Origin of the sequence: Desertibacillus haloalkaliphilus, from assembly GCF_019039105.1 — a bacterium.
Taxonomy (GTDB): Bacteria; Bacillota; Bacilli; order Bacillales; family KJ1-10-99; genus Desertibacillus; species Desertibacillus haloalkaliphilus.
The window spans coordinates 220007-235021 of sequence record NZ_JAHPIV010000001.1 but is presented as its reverse complement, the minus strand read 5'-3'; the positions used below and the strand labels follow the sequence as shown (position 1 = coordinate 235021).

Sequence of the window (15015 nt, the reverse complement as noted above, 5' to 3'; positions counted from 1 at the left end):
TTATTTTTAGTTGGACCGATGGGAACAGGAAGAAAAGATTAAAGCATCGATTGAAGATGGGACGATCATGATTCATACAGATGGCGAAGTTATTGGTCAAATCAATGGATTGTCTGTTTTATATACTGGTGATTATCGTTTTGGTCAGCCAAACAAAATTACCGTACGAACATTTCTTGGACAAAAAGGAATTGTTAACATTGATCGTGAATCCTATTTAAGTGGTCCCTTTCATGCTAAGGGTTTATTAACATTAACAGGTTATCTGCAAGGAGAATTTGCACAGAACAAACCATTACCGTTATCAGCTAGTATTACGTTTGAACAATCGTATGCTACAATTGATGGTGATAGTGCATCAAGTACAGAGTTATTTGCTTTATTATCCTTATTAGCCCAACTGCCGATAAAACAAGGAATTGCGGTTACAGGCTCGGTAAATCAATGGGGTGACATCCAACCAATCGGTGGTGTGAATGAAAAAGTTGAAGGTTTTTATTATACGTGTAAAGCGAATGGGTTTACTGGTGAACAAGGTGTCATGATTCCAGTACAAAATGTTAAGAATTTAATGCTGCGAAACGAAGTGATCGAAGCGATCCAAAATGGCATGTTTCACGTTTGGGCGGTGAGGACGGTTCAGGAAGGGATTGAGCTGTTAACAGGAGTATCATCTGGAATGAGAGATGAGGAAGGGCATTTCCCAGATGGGACGGTGTTTGGCCTCGTTGAACAACGTCTTGTGACCATGCTTCAAATGTATCAAGCAGGAAAGCAGAAGCAGCAAGTAAGTCATCATTAAAGGAGGGATTGGATCCGTTGAGTTGGACAGATCGTGAAGTGAAGGTTTGGAATGAGGTTTTACAATGGGAAGAACAATTTATAAATATAGAGGCAACCGATTTTGAACGTACGTACAAAAAACTACTCAACTCTAGTTTTGAAAAGCTTGGGAAAAAGCGTCAAACGAAAGTTCTTGAGACGGTTGATCGTTTGTTATTTCATCTACATGCAATGATCCAGCATTCTAGGTATCATCAGGACGCAAAAAGCCGTTTGATTGACCAAGCGCGCGTTTTTAACGAGGAGATTGAGGATGTTTCTGATTTAAAGCAATTGAACATGGCGCAATTAAATTTTATTGCGCAACAACAAGTTGCCAAGCAACGGCTACTATCCTTTGGCCAGGGAGGATTGTCTGGGATGGGAGGCGTTTTGTTACTAGGTACAGACCTTCCCGCACTATTTTTCATTAATTTACGATCGGTACAACTGATTGCGATGACCTATGGCTATGATTTGAAACGACCATATGAGATGATGGTTGCATTGAAAGTCTTTCATGCAGCGTCCTTGCCAAGAGAGCTACAGAAGCAGGCATGGGATCAATTAGAAGCTGAAGTAAGTGAACAGACAAACAGAGATACTTGGTTTTATGAAGGTGATGAAACAGTAACTGAGCTTACGTGGCTACAGCAACCAGCAAATCAAGTGTTGAAGGCGATGCTTATCGTGCTACTTAGAAAGAAACTCATTCAAGGAGTACCGCTCATTGGCATGGCTTTCGGAGCGTCGATGAATTATCAATTTACACGACAAGTAACAGAGTTTGCTCATCGATTTTATCAAAAGAGGTTTCTGCTAGAAAAATATGAATAAAACAAGAAAAGACCACAAATAGTAACATTGTGGTCTTTTTGATGGTCGGATGGCCACCAACAGTGGATACATATTGCATACTGTTATTGGTGAACGGGTGTAGCACTTACATCCTGATCGATGCGGTACCAAATCCATAAATCATTAATAATCGATGCAAGTTCAGCAATTTCAAGGTTTAATTGGCAAGACACTTGAAAGTTTTCTTCCACATTTAACTGCGCTTGTTTACGATTAATTTCTGCCTCTAGTTCTTCTACTTTATCGGGGATCGAGCCACGAATCGACTCCCACCGAAGCAAGATATCGGCTTGTGTTTCAAGTGAATATTGACTCCACTGCTTATATAAGTGTGGTATTGAGATTCCTAATCGCTCATCTAAGATAAATTCATAATCCATGCTAATCCCTCACTCCTTATTGTTATTGTACATGAGAATAATCAGAAAATGAATGACAACATCGAATTTTACAACCGATAGAATTGTAACAAACGATCACCTATTTTCGTATGAATAGTAAAAAGGTGTTTATACATAGGCAGAAAAAGGGGGGGCATTGGACTTTTAGAAAAAAACGGATATTTATTTTTATACTTTTTTATGAATAAGTATTGCCAAACAGCAAGATAGTTGTTAAAGTAGTGAATAATAAATTAATACTTATTCAATTACATGGTTCATCACAAAATAAGAGGTTTAGTAAATACCTCTTTTATCTCGATTAACAATGTATAAAAATTATAATTCAAGTATTTATATTCACATAGGATATTTTGGAGGGATGGTTCATTATGAGTCAGAAAAAAGTTGTTTTAGCGTATTCAGGAGGTCTTGATACATCAGTGGCAATTAAATGGTTACAGCAACAAGGATATGATGTTATTGCTGTATGTTTAGACGTAGGTGAAGGAAAAGATTTAGATTTTATTAAAGAAAAAGCATTATCAGTAGGTGCGATTAAATCTGTTGTTATTGATGCGAAGCAAGAATTTGCTGATGAATTTGTATTACCGTCGTTGTATGCCAATACAATGTATGAAAATAAATACCCGCTCGTGTCGGCATTATCGCGACCGCTCATTGCAAAGAAGCTAGTTGAAGTGGCTGAGCAAGAAGGTGCTGATGCAGTGGCACACGGATGTACTGGGAAAGGGAATGACCAAGTTCGTTTTGAAGTATCATTTGCAGCCCTTAATCCGAATTTAGAAATCTTTGCTCCGGTTCGTGAGTGGAGCTGGTCTCGTGAAGAAGAAATTGAATATGCAAAACTGCATAATGTACCAGTACCAATTGGTAAAGATAGCCCATATTCAATTGACCAAAACTTATGGGGAAGAGCAAATGAATGTGGAATCTTAGAAGATCCATGGGCAACACCACCAGAAGATGCTTATGATTTAACAAATCCAATTGAAAAAACTCCTGATACACCGAAAATTTTAGAAATTGATTTTGTGGAAGGGAAGCCAGTAGCATTAGATGGAAAACAATATCCATCATTTGATCAGCTTATTACAGATTTAAATAAGATTGCTGGTGAGCATGGTGTTGGACGAATTGACCATGTTGAAAACCGACTCGTTGGGATTAAGTCTCGTGAAGTGTATGAGTGCCCAGCAGCGATTACACTGATTAAAGCACACAAAGAATTAGAGGACATTTGTCTTGTGCGCGAAACGGCTCACTTTAAACCAATGATTCAACAAAAACTTGAAGAAGTCATTTATAATGGATTGTGGTTCTCACCATTAAATGATGCACTAAAAGCATTCTTAAAAGAAACACAAAAAACGGTTACTGGTAAAGTACGTGTGAAACTGTTTAAAGGAAATGCGATTATCGAAGGGCGTAAATCAGAGTATTCATTATATAACGAGAAGCTTGCGACATACACGACCGATGATGAATTCAATCACGGTGCAGCTGTTGGATTTACACAACTTTGGGGACTTCCAACACAAGTGCATAGCATGGTTAATACGAAGAAGGAGGTCAAACAGTAGTGACGAAACTGTGGGGCGGTCGATTTACCAAAACAGCTGAGGAGTGGGTTGATGCCTTTGGGGCATCAATCGGCTTCGATCAGCAGCTAGTTGAAGAAGATATTCAAGGTAGTTTAGCGCATGTTAAAATGCTAGGGAAAACAGGCATCCTAACAAGTGAAGAAGTAACAACCATTACCGGTGGTCTTGAGACACTCCTTGAAAAAGCAAAGAAACAAGAACTAGAATTTTCTGTGCAAAATGAAGATATCCATCTCAATCTTGAGAAGTTATTAATTGATGAAATTGGACCAGTCGGTGGGAAATTACATACGGGGCGTAGCCGTAATGATCAAGTTGCAACCGATATGCATCTTTATTTACGTAACCAAATTGAAGAAATTCTAGTAGAAGTAAAAGCGTTACAACAGGCGTTGCTGACGCAGGCAAAAGGAAATGTAGAAACGTTAATCCCTGGCTACACGCATTTACAGCGCGCGCAACCGGTGTCGTTTGCCCATCATTTAATGGCTTATTTCTGGATGCTTGATCGAGATTATGACCGTTACCAAGACAGTCTTAAGCGTGTCAATGTTTCACCGTTAGGGGCAGGGGCACTAGCAGGGACGACGTTCCCGATCGATCGTCATTATAGTGCAGAGTTGTTAGGGTTTGATGGCATTTATGAAAACAGCTTAGATGCGGTAAGTGATCGTGATTTTATCATAGAGTTTTTAAGCAGCTCATCGATGCTAATGATGCACTTATCACGTTTGTGTGAAGAGTTAATTATGTGGTCATCGCAAGAATTTAACTTTATTGAAATTGATGATACGTTTGCTACAGGATCAAGTATCATGCCACAAAAGAAAAATCCAGATATGGCAGAATTAATTCGCGGGAAAACAGGCCGTGTCTATGGTAGTCTCTTTTCGTTGTTAACGATTTTAAAAGGTCTCCCGCTTGCTTATAATAAAGATATGCAGGAAGATAAAGAAGGGATGTTTGATGCTGTAACTACTGTCAAAGGCTCGTTAAAAATCTTCACTGGAATAATCGAAACGATGACGGTGAAGAAAGAGACGATGGAAGCAGCAACGAACGCTGATTTCTCGAATGCGACCGAGTTAGCGGATTATTTGGCAAATAAAGGCTTGCCTTTCCGAGAGGCTCATGAAGTTGTTGGTAAGCTCGTATTATTATGTATCCAAAAAGGAATCTTCCTCCTAGACCTTCCGTTTAGTGATTATAAACAAGCAAGTGAATTATTTGCAGAGGATATTTATGAAGTGTTGCAGCCAAAAACAGTTGTTGCTCGCCGGAATAGTGCAGGTGGAACAGGGTTTGAACAGGTGAAAAAAGCCCTTGAAAAAGCTGAGGGAGTCATCGCAGAAAAAAGGCTTTAACGTAAAAGTTAAAGCCTTTTTTCTATTTAATGTTATCGTTATTTTCCGCGTACAATAAGAACATCGCAATGTGCGTGACGAGTGATATATTCAGAAACGCTACCAATTAATAATCGTTCAACGGCATTTAATCCTGTTGCCCCTGTAATAATGAGGTCAACTTCGAGATTTGTTGCGATTTCTTTTGAGATTTTCACTTTGGGTGAACCGAAGTCAAGAACGGTTTCTACATTTGAAAGTCCGGCTTCTTCAGCTTCTGCTTTGTATTGTTCTAGTAGCTCTTTTCCGTATTTTTCTGCTCGAGCGACAACGGTTCGGTCATACTGTTCAACGGTTGCAAATGTCCGTGTATCGATAACGTGAGCAATAATGAGTTTTGCTTCATCGGTTTTAGCAACATCGAACGCTTTCTGTAACGCATTTTTTGCTTCTTGTGAACCATCAACTGCTATAAGTATTGTTTCATACGTTTTCCCCATTGTTCATTCCCCCAGTAATCAATAGTTCGTTACACCCACATTATACCATGAAAGCCGTTTCATAATAATGCTTTGTCATAAACTTTCAAAAAATGTTAATAATATAATTGATATGTCGTATCGTGTTGAGGGGGTGCTACACTTGAAAGATCCTAAATTTCAAGGCATCATTTATGATGAAGATGGAGAAGCTCTTGTTCGCCAGCAACTAATTGATATGTATCATGAAGGAACAAGTGATCAAATTACGCCAATCGATGGGTTAAATGATCAGACGGATTGACTTGTTCAATATGAGTCGAGAAGATGTATGTTTAGCTGCTATAGGTGTATCTATGGCAGCTTTTTAGTTTTTTAATGGATGGTGCTTAATTTGAGAACAGCATGAAACCGACCGTTTGAGCATAAAAATGTATCGGAGTGGCAATTAAGAGTAGGTCAAGTTTTTGTACTAATTTCCATAAACATAGTATCATCATAATAAGTGAAAAATCTTCAGCTATCTTGCGGAAGGGGGATTTTTTTATGCGTCACGCCTTAATTACAGCTGGATCAAAAGGGTTAGGGAAAAAAGTAACTGAAAAACTTTTGACAGAAGGGTACTCGATAACCATTAATTACCGAAGTGATATTGACGCTGTAGAAAGATTAAAGAAGGAATGGGAGCATGAACTGGGACGGATACAATTTGTACAAGGGGATGTGACTAAAAAAGAGGATCTTAAAGCACTCGTTGAGCAAGCGTACGAGCGATTTGGAAGGATTGATGTTTTAGTTAACAACGCTGGTCCCTATATTTTTGAACGAAAGAAATTGATCGATTATACAGAAGAAGAATGGTACGAAATGATTGAAGGGAACTTAAGTGCCGTTTTTCATTTATTAAAGCAAGTGATTCCGATTATGCGTAAGCAGCAATATGGCCGAATTATTACATATGGGTTTCAAGGGGCTGATCATGCTCCAGCCTGGATCTATCGCTCGGCTTATGGGGCAGCGAAGGTTGGGCTTGTTTCATTAATGAAGACGGTATCAATTGAGGAGGCTGAACACGGGATTACGGTTAACATGGTATCACCGGGCAATATTATCGGGGATATGAAAGAGGCTTCAATCGCTGAAGCGAGACGAGTTGATGACAATGAAACACCGATTGGTCGGCCAGGGACTGGTGAGGATATCGCCCGGTCTGTTGCTTTTTTATGTGCTGAAGACGCCGACATGCTGACAGGGACAGTCATGGAAGTGACTGGTGGAGTAGACGTTCTTCATCGTCATCGAAGTTAGTACATAAAGATTGACTGTTAGTTATTTTTGGTAATCCTTCCAAGTAAAACGTATAAAGAAAATCATTTCATCGCATCATAAAACTAGAGGTGAATGAAATGAAAAAAACTTGGATTATCGTCATTGGTATGGTGAGTTTTCTTTTGGCCCCAACTGTGCTAGCTACTGAATTAATGGAGCATTTTTCACTCCGAATCACAGTTGTTGAAGATGGAACGATTCATGAATGGGAATATGATAGCCCTGAAAAATATGAATATGAGGTCGGTGAGCGAGTCATAAAAGACCAGCGAGCAAAGCAAGAGGTTGAAAACATGGCTGAGCTTCTTAAAATTTCGGAGGATGCTGAAATTGAGGATATGGTAACAGTGTTAAAGGCAAAGCGTTTTCAAAATTTAGAGCGTCTTGATGTGCGTTGGCGAAATGGTGAGGGCGACTTATATACATGGGTATGGGAACCTTAATCAACTCTTTCCGATGATAAAAAAGAGCTAAACTATAAAAAAGGAGGGGTTTGGATGAGAATTGGCGTACCAACTGAAATTAAAAACAATGAAAACCGTGTGGCAATGACACCTGCAGGGGTTATAACGTTAACCGCTCAAGGACATGAAGTTTATATTGAGTCTGGAGCTGGTTTAGGCTCTGGATTTACCGATGCGGACTATATTGATGCTGGAGCTAAAATTGTAGAGACAGCCAAAGAAGCCTGGACGAAGGATATGGTTATGAAAGTGAAGGAACCACTTCCAGAGGAGTATGATTACTTTCACGAAGGGTTAATCCTTTTTACGTATTTGCATTTGGCAGCAGAGCCGGAGCTAACCAAAGCGTTAATTGAAAAAAAGGTGATCGGAATCGCTTATGAGACGGTGCAAATGCCGAATGGATCATTACCGTTATTAACACCTATGAGTGAAGTAGCTGGGCGCATGGCCTCGCAAATCGGGGCACAATTTTTAGAGAAGTCAAAAGGTGGTAAGGGAGTGCTGTTATCCGGTATTCCTGGAGTTAAACGTGGAAAAGTCACAGTCATTGGCGGTGGGGTCGTCGGCACTAATGCTGCGAAAATCGCCATGGGGCTTGGAGCGGATGTAACGATCCTAGATTTAAACCCGGAGCGTTTGCGTGAATTGGATGATATTTTTGGAACAGATATTAATACGATCATGTCAAATCCGATGACAATTGCTGAAGCGGTGAAAGAATCCGACTTAGTGATTGGTGCAGTGCTTATACCAGGGGCAAAGGCACCACGTCTCGTAACAGAAGATATGGTCAAACAAATGTCATATGGCTCTGTTGTCGTTGACGTTGCGATTGACCAAGGTGGTATATTTGAAACGTCTGATCGGATTACAACGCATGACAATCCGACCTATGAAAAACATGGGGTCTTGCATTATGCTGTTGCTAATATGCCTGGAGCCGTGCCGCGAACGTCAACGCTCGGCTTAACGAATGTGACGATTCCATATGCATTGCAAATTGCGAATAAAGGGTATAAGAAAGCGTGTCAAGATAATCAGGCATTATATAAGGGGATCAATACATTGGATGGCTATGTTACGTATCAGGCCGTCGCACAAGCGCATGATCTCGCCTATAGTGATGCAGCATCTTTAATGACGAAGTAAACGATGAGGAGGTAGGAGAGCCTCCTTTTTGTTGTGGAAAAGGGTACGGAGTGCGCCAGCAGGGTGAATCATCGAAGAAGTAGGCTTACTCGCGCCGCCTTTGATTGAATATGAGGGTTGTACACTGAGGAGGAGAAGTTGCTTCAAGGTGGTGGAAAAGGGTACGGAGTGCGCCATTAGGGGTGTACGATATCGGGGCGAAACGATTGCATTTGAATTATTTCAACAAAAAGCGGGCACTACCTTCGTGTATCCCCCAACCACCGTTCGTATCACCTTAAAAAAGAGAGAGTAGAGACTTTGTAGAGTAGTGAGACCCCAAACGGTGTTAACCGTTTGCGACGACGGTAGTCGACGTAGTGGAAACAATGGAGAATGCGGTGAAAGCCTGTTTTGGGCTTTTACAAGCAATCGCAATTGTTTCCACGGTAAGGGTCGAGCGAATAAGCTAATCTAGCTATTCATTGTTCAAGCATATTAGAATCATCCTTACTCATTCATTTTCATCGCTACTGATTGAAGGTTCTAGTTCCAAAAAATTTTCCTCTATGCAGGAATTTGTAGGTCACATAGCAAAGAGAGTAAGGTGAATGATATAACGATAAAGAGGAGTGACGTAGTAATGAAAGTTACATATCATGGTCATTCGGTTGTCGCAATCGAAACGAACGGTACAAACATTATCATCGATCCTTTTATTACAGGAAACGGACAGTGCTATCTTAAAGCAGAAGATGTCGAGGTTGATGTGATTTTACTAACGCATGGACATAACGACCATGTCGGCGATACAGTTGAACTAGCGAAGAAAAATGATGCATTGGTTGTTGCCCCGTTTGAATTAGCCACATACTTAGGCTGGCAAGGTGTCAATGTACATCCGATGCATATCGGTGGGGCGCATACGTTTGAGTTCGGTAAGGTGAAGCTAACACAAGCGTTCCATGGTTCTTCTTATACGGAAGAAGAGAACCAAAGAATTGTCTATACCGGTATGCCAAGTGGAATTTTATTTACCGCAGAAGATAAAACCATCTATCACGCAGGGGATACGGCACTGTTTTCAGATATGAAGCTGATTGGTGAGCGTCATTCGATTGATGTTGCGTTCTTACCAATTGGAGATAACTTTACAATGGGACCTGAAGATGCGACTTTAGCAGCAGAGTGGGTGCAAGCTAAGCAGGTGGTGCCTATTCATTTCAATACGTTCCCTGTCATTGAGCAAGACCCTGAAGCATTTGCGGCTCGTTTATCAAATGGCCAAGGGAAAGCACTAGCTGCAGGAGAATCAATCGAATTGTAATAGTAAGGAATTAACGTACAGAAACAAAAATTGCAAGGGGCTGTCCATTACAGTAAAGGACAGTCCTTTTTTCAATTGAAGGACAAACCATGCGGAATAAGGCAAGGAAATGTCCTTCATAAAGGAGATGAAGGACAAACCAGGCGGAGGAAGGCAAGGAAATGTCCTTCATAAGCCTCTCCAAGGATAAAATGATCTAAGGTAATGAGCTCGTATTGTCATAGTTATACTTCTTTTTTTTCGCTCTGAACATAGACTAGTACTAGGACAACGTTTAATAGAGGAGTGGAAAATATGAATCAACGCTTATTATTATGTTTATTACTCGCATTAGCGCTTTTGTATTTTGGATTACCACGTTTGCCGTTTTCTGGTGATACAGTAGCGACAACGTTTGCCTTTATGTGGCTAGCGTTTGCATTAATGGTTGTCGGAGGGAATATGGTAGGCCTGTTATATGGCAAAAAGAAGCGAGCAGAGGTACACGAAAGTAGCCGTCGAGGGCGGTTAATGCCAGGAAAGTCAAGGAGATATGACAGCTGACCTTGAAGTCAGATTCTTTCAACAGTATAATAGGTATAATACAGTTTATGCTGATTTAATGAATACAGTTGAAAGAATGAAAGTATGGTGAGGCAGTTGGCAACAAAACACGAGCAAATATTACAATATATCTCTGACTTAGGTATCGGCGAGAAAATATCCGTAAGGCAAATTGCAAAAGCATTAACCGTCAGTGAAGGAACGGCTTACCGTGCGATTAAGGAAGCAGAAAACCAAGGACTTGTCAGCACGATCGAACGGGTAGGGACGATTCGCATTGAGAAAAAGAAAAAAGAAAACATTGAGAAGTTAACATATGCAGAAATTGTTAATATTATTGATGGACATGTCCTTGGCGGGCGTCAAGGGCTTTATAAGACCCTAAACCGTTTCGTGATCGGTGCGATGAAGCAGGAAGCGATGATGCGTTATGTTGAAGCGGGAAATCTATTAATTGTAGGGAACCGTGATCAAGTCCATAAGCTTGCGCTTGAAGCAGGATCAGCGGTATTGATCACTGGAGGCTTTGAGACGAGTGATGAAGTAATTAAGTTAGCTGACGAGCTTGAATTACCGATCATTTCTACGACTTATGATACATTTACCGTTGCCGCGATGATCAACCGCGCCATCTATGACCAATTAATTAAAAAGGAAATTGTTCTTGTTGATGATGTGCTTATTTCCCTACAAGACACGTTTTACTTAACGACGGATAACACCGTGGAAAAATGGCATGAGCTTAATGAAAGAACTGGCCATAGTCGATATCCTGTGATCGATGACAAAATGAAAATTCAAGGGATGATTGCAGCTAAAGATGTCATGGGAGAAAACCGGCAAACGCCGATAGAGAAGGTGATGACGAAAAACCCAATTACTGTTCATGGGCAAACATCGGTCGCTTCTGTTGCACATGTGATGGTTTGGGAAGGGATTGAATTATTGCCTGTTGTTGATCAGTACCGAAAATTAATTGGGGTGATTAGTCGCCAAGATGTCTTAAAAGCGTTGCAAATGATTCAACGTCAGCCGCATGTTGGAGATACGATTGATGATTTAATTACGAGCCGCTTTCAAGATTCAAGTGAAGAAAACTATACGTACCAGTGTGAAGTGACCCCACAAATGACCAATCAGCTCGGGACGATTTCATACGGTGTGTTAACTACATTAGTTACAGAGGCAGGGAGCCGTGTATTACGAAAGTATAAAAAAGGTGACCTTGTCGTTGAGAACATTACGATTTATTTCATAAAACCTGTCCAAATTGAAAGCATGATTCAAATCGAACCGAAAGTGTTAGAAATTGGACGTAAGCATGGAAAAATTGATGTTGAAATCTATCATGATGGTGCTATTGTTGGAAAGGCTTTAATGATGGCACAATTGTTAGATCGTGCATAGCTCATATATACATGATGATGCGTGATTGCTTGTACAAAAAAAGGGCCGTCCCAAGTCAAGGAACCGTCACCTTAGGAGTCATAAGAATCCTTACTCGAGGTGAGCAGCCACTAATGGGGTAGCCCTTTTTTAGAGGTTAAGCGTTCTTTGTTGCTTGTTCTGCTTCGGCAATAACTTGCGGTAAATAGTGGCGATAGGCTTTGTAACCTAAGATAACATTTGCAAGGCCTAACAGTGTGAAGATTGACCCGATGACAATATCAATTGTCCCTCGTGTATAGACGAGTAAGTTTAATCCAAAGGCAACAAGAAACGATCCCAATGCCATATTTGCTTTCGTTTGCAGCCATCTTTTTTCAACAGGTGCTTTAGAACGCCAATGTTTAATTTTATAAAAGAAAAAGAATACTGCTGAAAAAACGATTAAAATCGTAAAAGCCATCCTACATTCCTCCCGTTGCTAGCATACATAGATATACATCCATTGTACCTTGTCTTATACTGAATTGCTAGCGGAATCAAATGGTGATTCCTCCGATGAGGTTGTATTTTACTAATGAAAAGATAAGGAGTTATATTAGCCATGCATGAACAGATTATCTCTAAAATTAACGACTATGACACAATCATTATCCATCGGCACGAACGACCAGATCCTGATGCGATTGGATCACAAGTCGCTCTCGCTACACTTATCAAAGACTATGATGCTACCAAAAACGTTTACGTTGTCGGTGAAGAAGAGCCATCGTTAACTTTTTTAGCGACTATGGACACAATCTCAGACGCTGTTTATGACGGTGCCTTAGTAATTGTTTGTGATACCGCCAATTCGGAAAGAATTAGTGACAAACGCTATCAATCTGCGGACTATCTTATCAAAATTGATCATCACCCCAATGAAGAACCATATGGCGATCTCGTTTGGGTCGATACGCAAGCGAGTTCCACAAGTGAAATGATTTATGAATTATTCGAGCATGGTATGAAGGACGGTTTTCGTTTAAGTCAAGAAACAGCACTGTTGCTGTATGCTGGAATTGTTGGAGATACAGGACGCTTTCGCTATCCGAATACGACAGCAAAAACGTTGCGGTATACGAGTGAGCTAGTGAAGGAAAACTTTGATCAAACGGCATTTTATTCCAGCCTTTACCGGAAGGAGTTAAAACTGACTCGACTTGAGGGGTATGTTTTGCAACATTTCCATGTCTTAGACTCGGGGTTAGGGATTATGTCGCTTACAAAGGATATCTTACAACAATTTGATGTTACTACAAGTGAATCGTCACAATTAGTTAATGCCTTTTCAGATGTCGAAGGAATGCGCGCATGGGTCTTCTTTGTTGAGGAGCCAGATGGAAACATACGTGTACGTTTACGCTCAAAGGGGCCGCATGTAAATGAAATCGCAACTCGTTATCGTGGTGGTGGACATCCATTAGCCTCAGGAGCTAAAGCATCATCATGGGAAGAGACAGAAGAAATCATTCGTGAATTAGATGAACTATGTTTACAGGGGTAACCATTTGTTCGTCGTTTAGAGGATGCCAATAATAAAAGACGATAGAGGCTCTCCCGGTTAAGAAACAGCCATCTGAACAATATGTATAACTTGATTGGAAAGTTATACATATTGTTGTAGATGAGAAGTCACTTATGGGACAGCCTCTATTATTTTAGTCCTTTTTGTTTTTGGGGATAAACCAAGAACCTAATTCCGTATTGTCTTCGTATACTTCGATATTTTCTTTAGCTAATTCTTTTTTAATAAAATCAGCGACTTCTTTAGTTTCGGCAAACGCAGAGTACCCCGCTTTGATTTTGTCTACTTTTTTTAGAGCCATTTCTTTGCGATTAATGATCATTTCTTTACCTGTTACATCCAATTGTAACACCTCCCAAAAGAATAGATGGATTATAAAGCCATATGGATCAGTAATCAACTTCCTTATATTATAACGGAAAATGAATGCGAATGAGTTTATTTTTAACAAAATTCAAAAATAATATTTATTTTTATACCATTTCTTTTAGTTAACGAGTTCTATTTTCATGTGCATTTCAAGTGTTGTAAATAAATAAAGCTCCTCCACATTGAGCTGATAGCGGCTATCTTCAATTTCAAACACCTTATTTTCAATCGTTCGAATCATTAAATCTTTTGTTTCAGCGACAGTTTCGATGTCTTTGTTTTTTAGAAAGTTTAATTCATCAATCGCTTTTTGTCTGAGTTCATAGAGTGTTAATTCGTTTAACCTTAATTTGCGCTCGTTCGTAAATTCGATCTCTATGTCCTGGATCGTTAGTTTCTTCTGATTTTCCTCATTTAACCTTCTTTGATCACTGCGCAATGTTTCGATATCTTTCTTTTGATTTTCGATTGTCATCTGTTGCTTCCTTATTTCTATGACTAGCTTCTCGTGTACGTGACCAAAATGATAAAGAAAAAATAACCAGCCAATAAGCATGCCGATCACGACCCCGGCGAGAAACCGTTGCCATCCCGGGTGCTGATAATATGGGGGGATCCTCATTGACCGATATGCTCCTGCGTGATCCATTGAATGAGAGTTGTACCTGTATGAGCACCACAAAGGGCAGCGAAGATCATAAATAATGTTTTGAAAATATCATCATGTGTTCCGTAAAATAGACCACGTTCTAAGCTAGTAATCGCATCGAATGTTCCTCCGATCGCTGCAACGAGTGCCCAGATTTTTAGGCTGGCGGCTAGATCATGTATCGTTTTTAATGGGGGGTTGCCGATTAAAAACGCACCAATTCCACCAATTAAAGCCCCTCCGATAATGACACCAAAAGCAACAAAAAAGTCTATGACAAGGGTCGCGATAAAGTCTCGGTCCATACAAAAACACCTCACTTACAAGTGGTTTGGTTGCTAGTTCATCTTAAAACTCCTTAGTCATGCGAACGATCTAGAAGGTTTATCTCTTTATCTATTTATATTGAATCTCTCAGGAAGATATGCTTGTTTTCATAACCAAGCCTCTTCATACTAATAAGTAGTACATCACGAAAGACCTCTCTCACTTCAGTGTACTCACCCTTGTATGCTAGCGCACTCCAAGGAGTGGTATCGATTTTTCAAGAGGCTGTGTTAAAGTTTAGTGTTGATGCTCGTTGATATTGGGCTCATTTCGTGCGAAAGCATAGTTTCGCACGCCTTTCAGGGACTGAAAGTTGGAAGATATGAATGAAATCATGGAGAAAATTTATTTTCTCATAGGATTTCATTCATATCTTCCATAAAATGAGCCCAATATCAACATTCAACGATAACAGA

Annotated in this window: 18 protein-coding genes; 12 read left to right on the top strand and 6 right to left on the bottom strand. The window is 40.1% G+C overall.

Annotated features, from left to right (window positions below):
- Positions 1-10 precede the first annotated feature (10 nt).
- Together KH400_RS01095 and KH400_RS01090 are read left to right on the top strand one after the other, a co-directional pair.
- The gene (locus tag KH400_RS01095; protein ID WP_246589113.1) at positions 11-802 is read left to right on the top strand and encodes a S16 family serine protease; all 792 of its coding nucleotides are present in this window, start codon (positions 11-13) and stop codon (positions 800-802) included.
- A 17-nt stretch (positions 803-819) separates the two neighbouring features.
- Entirely contained in the window at positions 820-1659 is an 840-nt protein-coding gene (locus tag KH400_RS01090; RefSeq protein ID WP_217221330.1) for an EcsC family protein, read from the top strand.
- Positions 1660-1742: 83 nt separating this feature from the next.
- Here the strand turns inward: KH400_RS01090 and KH400_RS01085 are convergent, their stop codons facing one another.
- Positions 1743-2060: a hypothetical protein gene (locus tag KH400_RS01085; protein WP_217221329.1), complete on the bottom strand. Its 318-nt coding sequence runs from the start codon at positions 2058-2060 to the stop codon at positions 1743-1745.
- 389 nt (positions 2061-2449) lie between these two features.
- On the opposite strand from KH400_RS01085, the gene KH400_RS01080 reads away from it, so the two are divergent.
- Together KH400_RS01080 and argH are read left to right on the top strand one after the other, a co-directional pair.
- Positions 2450-3664 (top strand): argininosuccinate synthase, encoded by a 1215-nt coding sequence (locus KH400_RS01080; protein ID WP_217221549.1) that lies wholly within the window; start codon positions 2450-2452, stop codon positions 3662-3664.
- Positions 3664-5049 (top strand): argininosuccinate lyase, encoded by a 1386-nt coding sequence (gene argH, locus KH400_RS01075; RefSeq protein ID WP_217221328.1) that lies wholly within the window; start codon positions 3664-3666, stop codon positions 5047-5049. The genes KH400_RS01080 and argH overlap by 1 nt, the downstream gene beginning before the upstream one ends.
- 38 nt (positions 5050-5087) lie before the next feature.
- Here the strand turns inward: argH and KH400_RS01070 are convergent, their stop codons facing one another.
- Positions 5088-5528 (bottom strand): universal stress protein, encoded by a 441-nt coding sequence (locus KH400_RS01070; protein WP_217221327.1) that lies wholly within the window; start codon positions 5526-5528, stop codon positions 5088-5090.
- A gap of 142 nt (positions 5529-5670) precedes the next feature.
- Between KH400_RS01070 and KH400_RS01065 the strand changes: the two genes are divergently transcribed.
- The 7 genes from KH400_RS01065 to KH400_RS01035 all read left to right on the top strand — a co-directional run bounded on the left by KH400_RS01065 (position 5671) and on the right by KH400_RS01035 (position 11708).
- A complete protein-coding gene (locus KH400_RS01065; protein WP_217221326.1) occupies positions 5671-5811 on the top strand; it encodes a hypothetical protein in 141 nt (46 codons plus the stop codon).
- Positions 5812-6053: 242 nt separating this feature from the next.
- On the top strand, positions 6054-6815 hold the full coding sequence (locus KH400_RS01060) for an SDR family oxidoreductase (protein WP_217221325.1): 762 nt from the start codon (positions 6054-6056) through the stop codon (positions 6813-6815).
- A gap of 98 nt (positions 6816-6913) precedes the next feature.
- Complete coding sequence (locus KH400_RS01055; protein ID WP_217221324.1) at positions 6914-7279, top strand: hypothetical protein; 366 nt, start codon at positions 6914-6916, stop codon at positions 7277-7279.
- 54 nt (positions 7280-7333) lie between these two features.
- Positions 7334-8452, top strand: a complete 1119-nt coding sequence (ald, locus tag KH400_RS01050) for an alanine dehydrogenase (RefSeq protein ID WP_217221323.1) — start codon at positions 7334-7336, stop codon at positions 8450-8452.
- Positions 8453-9074: 622 nt separating this feature from the next.
- Entirely contained in the window at positions 9075-9758 is a 684-nt protein-coding gene (locus tag KH400_RS01045) for a metal-dependent hydrolase (protein ID WP_217221322.1), read from the top strand.
- A 294-nt stretch (positions 9759-10052) separates the two neighbouring features.
- Positions 10053-10301: a hypothetical protein gene (locus tag KH400_RS01040; protein ID WP_217221321.1), complete on the top strand. Its 249-nt coding sequence runs from the start codon at positions 10053-10055 to the stop codon at positions 10299-10301.
- Between the two features lie 96 nt (positions 10302-10397).
- A complete protein-coding gene (locus tag KH400_RS01035) occupies positions 10398-11708 on the top strand; it encodes a CBS domain-containing protein (protein WP_217221320.1) in 1311 nt (436 codons plus the stop codon).
- Between the two features lie 136 nt (positions 11709-11844).
- On the opposite strand, the gene KH400_RS01030 is transcribed toward KH400_RS01035, so the two are convergent.
- Positions 11845-12150 (bottom strand): YtpI family protein, encoded by a 306-nt coding sequence (locus tag KH400_RS01030; RefSeq protein WP_217221319.1) that lies wholly within the window; start codon positions 12148-12150, stop codon positions 11845-11847.
- Between the two features lie 141 nt (positions 12151-12291).
- Between KH400_RS01030 and KH400_RS01025 the strand changes: the two genes are divergently transcribed.
- Positions 12292-13233, top strand: a complete 942-nt coding sequence (locus KH400_RS01025; protein WP_217221318.1) for a DHH family phosphoesterase — start codon at positions 12292-12294, stop codon at positions 13231-13233.
- 154 nt (positions 13234-13387) lie between these two features.
- Here the strand turns inward: KH400_RS01025 and KH400_RS01020 are convergent, their stop codons facing one another.
- The 3 genes from KH400_RS01020 to ytrH form a co-directional block, all read right to left on the bottom strand.
- Positions 13388-13597 (bottom strand): YtzJ family protein, encoded by a 210-nt coding sequence (locus KH400_RS01020; protein WP_246589111.1) that lies wholly within the window; start codon positions 13595-13597, stop codon positions 13388-13390.
- Between the two features lie 144 nt (positions 13598-13741).
- A complete protein-coding gene (gene ytrI, locus KH400_RS01015; protein ID WP_217221317.1) occupies positions 13742-14245 on the bottom strand; it encodes a sporulation membrane protein YtrI in 504 nt (167 codons plus the stop codon).
- Positions 14242-14577 carry a sporulation membrane protein YtrH gene (gene ytrH, locus KH400_RS01010; RefSeq protein ID WP_217221316.1) on the bottom strand — a complete coding sequence of 112 codons (336 nt, stop codon included), beginning with the start codon at positions 14575-14577 and terminating at the stop codon, positions 14242-14244. The genes ytrI and ytrH overlap by 4 nt, the downstream gene beginning before the upstream one ends.
- Positions 14578-15015: the final 438 nt, after the last annotated feature.

Bases quoted from the DNA above. Each gene is read 5' to 3' on its own strand.
- KH400_RS01045 (WP_217221322.1), top strand. From the start codon at position 9,075: ATGAAAGTTACATATCATGGTCATTCGGTTGTCGCAATCGAAACGAAC.
- KH400_RS01040 (WP_217221321.1), top strand. From the start codon at position 10,053: ATGAATCAACGCTTATTATTATGTTTATTACTCGCATTAGCGCTTTTG.
- KH400_RS01030 (WP_217221319.1), bottom strand. From the start codon at position 12,150: ATGGCTTTTACGATTTTAATCGTTTTTTCAGCAGTATTCTTTTTCTTT.
- ytrH (WP_217221316.1), bottom strand. From the start codon at position 14,577: ATGGACCGAGACTTTATCGCGACCCTTGTCATAGACTTTTTTGTTGCT.
- KH400_RS01085 (WP_217221329.1), bottom strand. From the start codon at position 2,060: ATGGATTATGAATTTATCTTAGATGAGCGATTAGGAATCTCAATACCA.
- ytrI (WP_217221317.1), bottom strand. From the start codon at position 14,245: ATGAGGATCCCCCCATATTATCAGCACCCGGGATGGCAACGGTTTCTC.
- KH400_RS01070 (WP_217221327.1), bottom strand. From the start codon at position 5,528: ATGGGGAAAACGTATGAAACAATACTTATAGCAGTTGATGGTTCACAA.
- KH400_RS01060 (WP_217221325.1), top strand. From the start codon at position 6,054: ATGCGTCACGCCTTAATTACAGCTGGATCAAAAGGGTTAGGGAAAAAA.
- KH400_RS01055 (WP_217221324.1), top strand. From the start codon at position 6,914: ATGAAAAAAACTTGGATTATCGTCATTGGTATGGTGAGTTTTCTTTTG.
- ald (WP_217221323.1), top strand. From the start codon at position 7,334: ATGAGAATTGGCGTACCAACTGAAATTAAAAACAATGAAAACCGTGTG.
- KH400_RS01025 (WP_217221318.1), top strand. From the start codon at position 12,292: ATGCATGAACAGATTATCTCTAAAATTAACGACTATGACACAATCATT.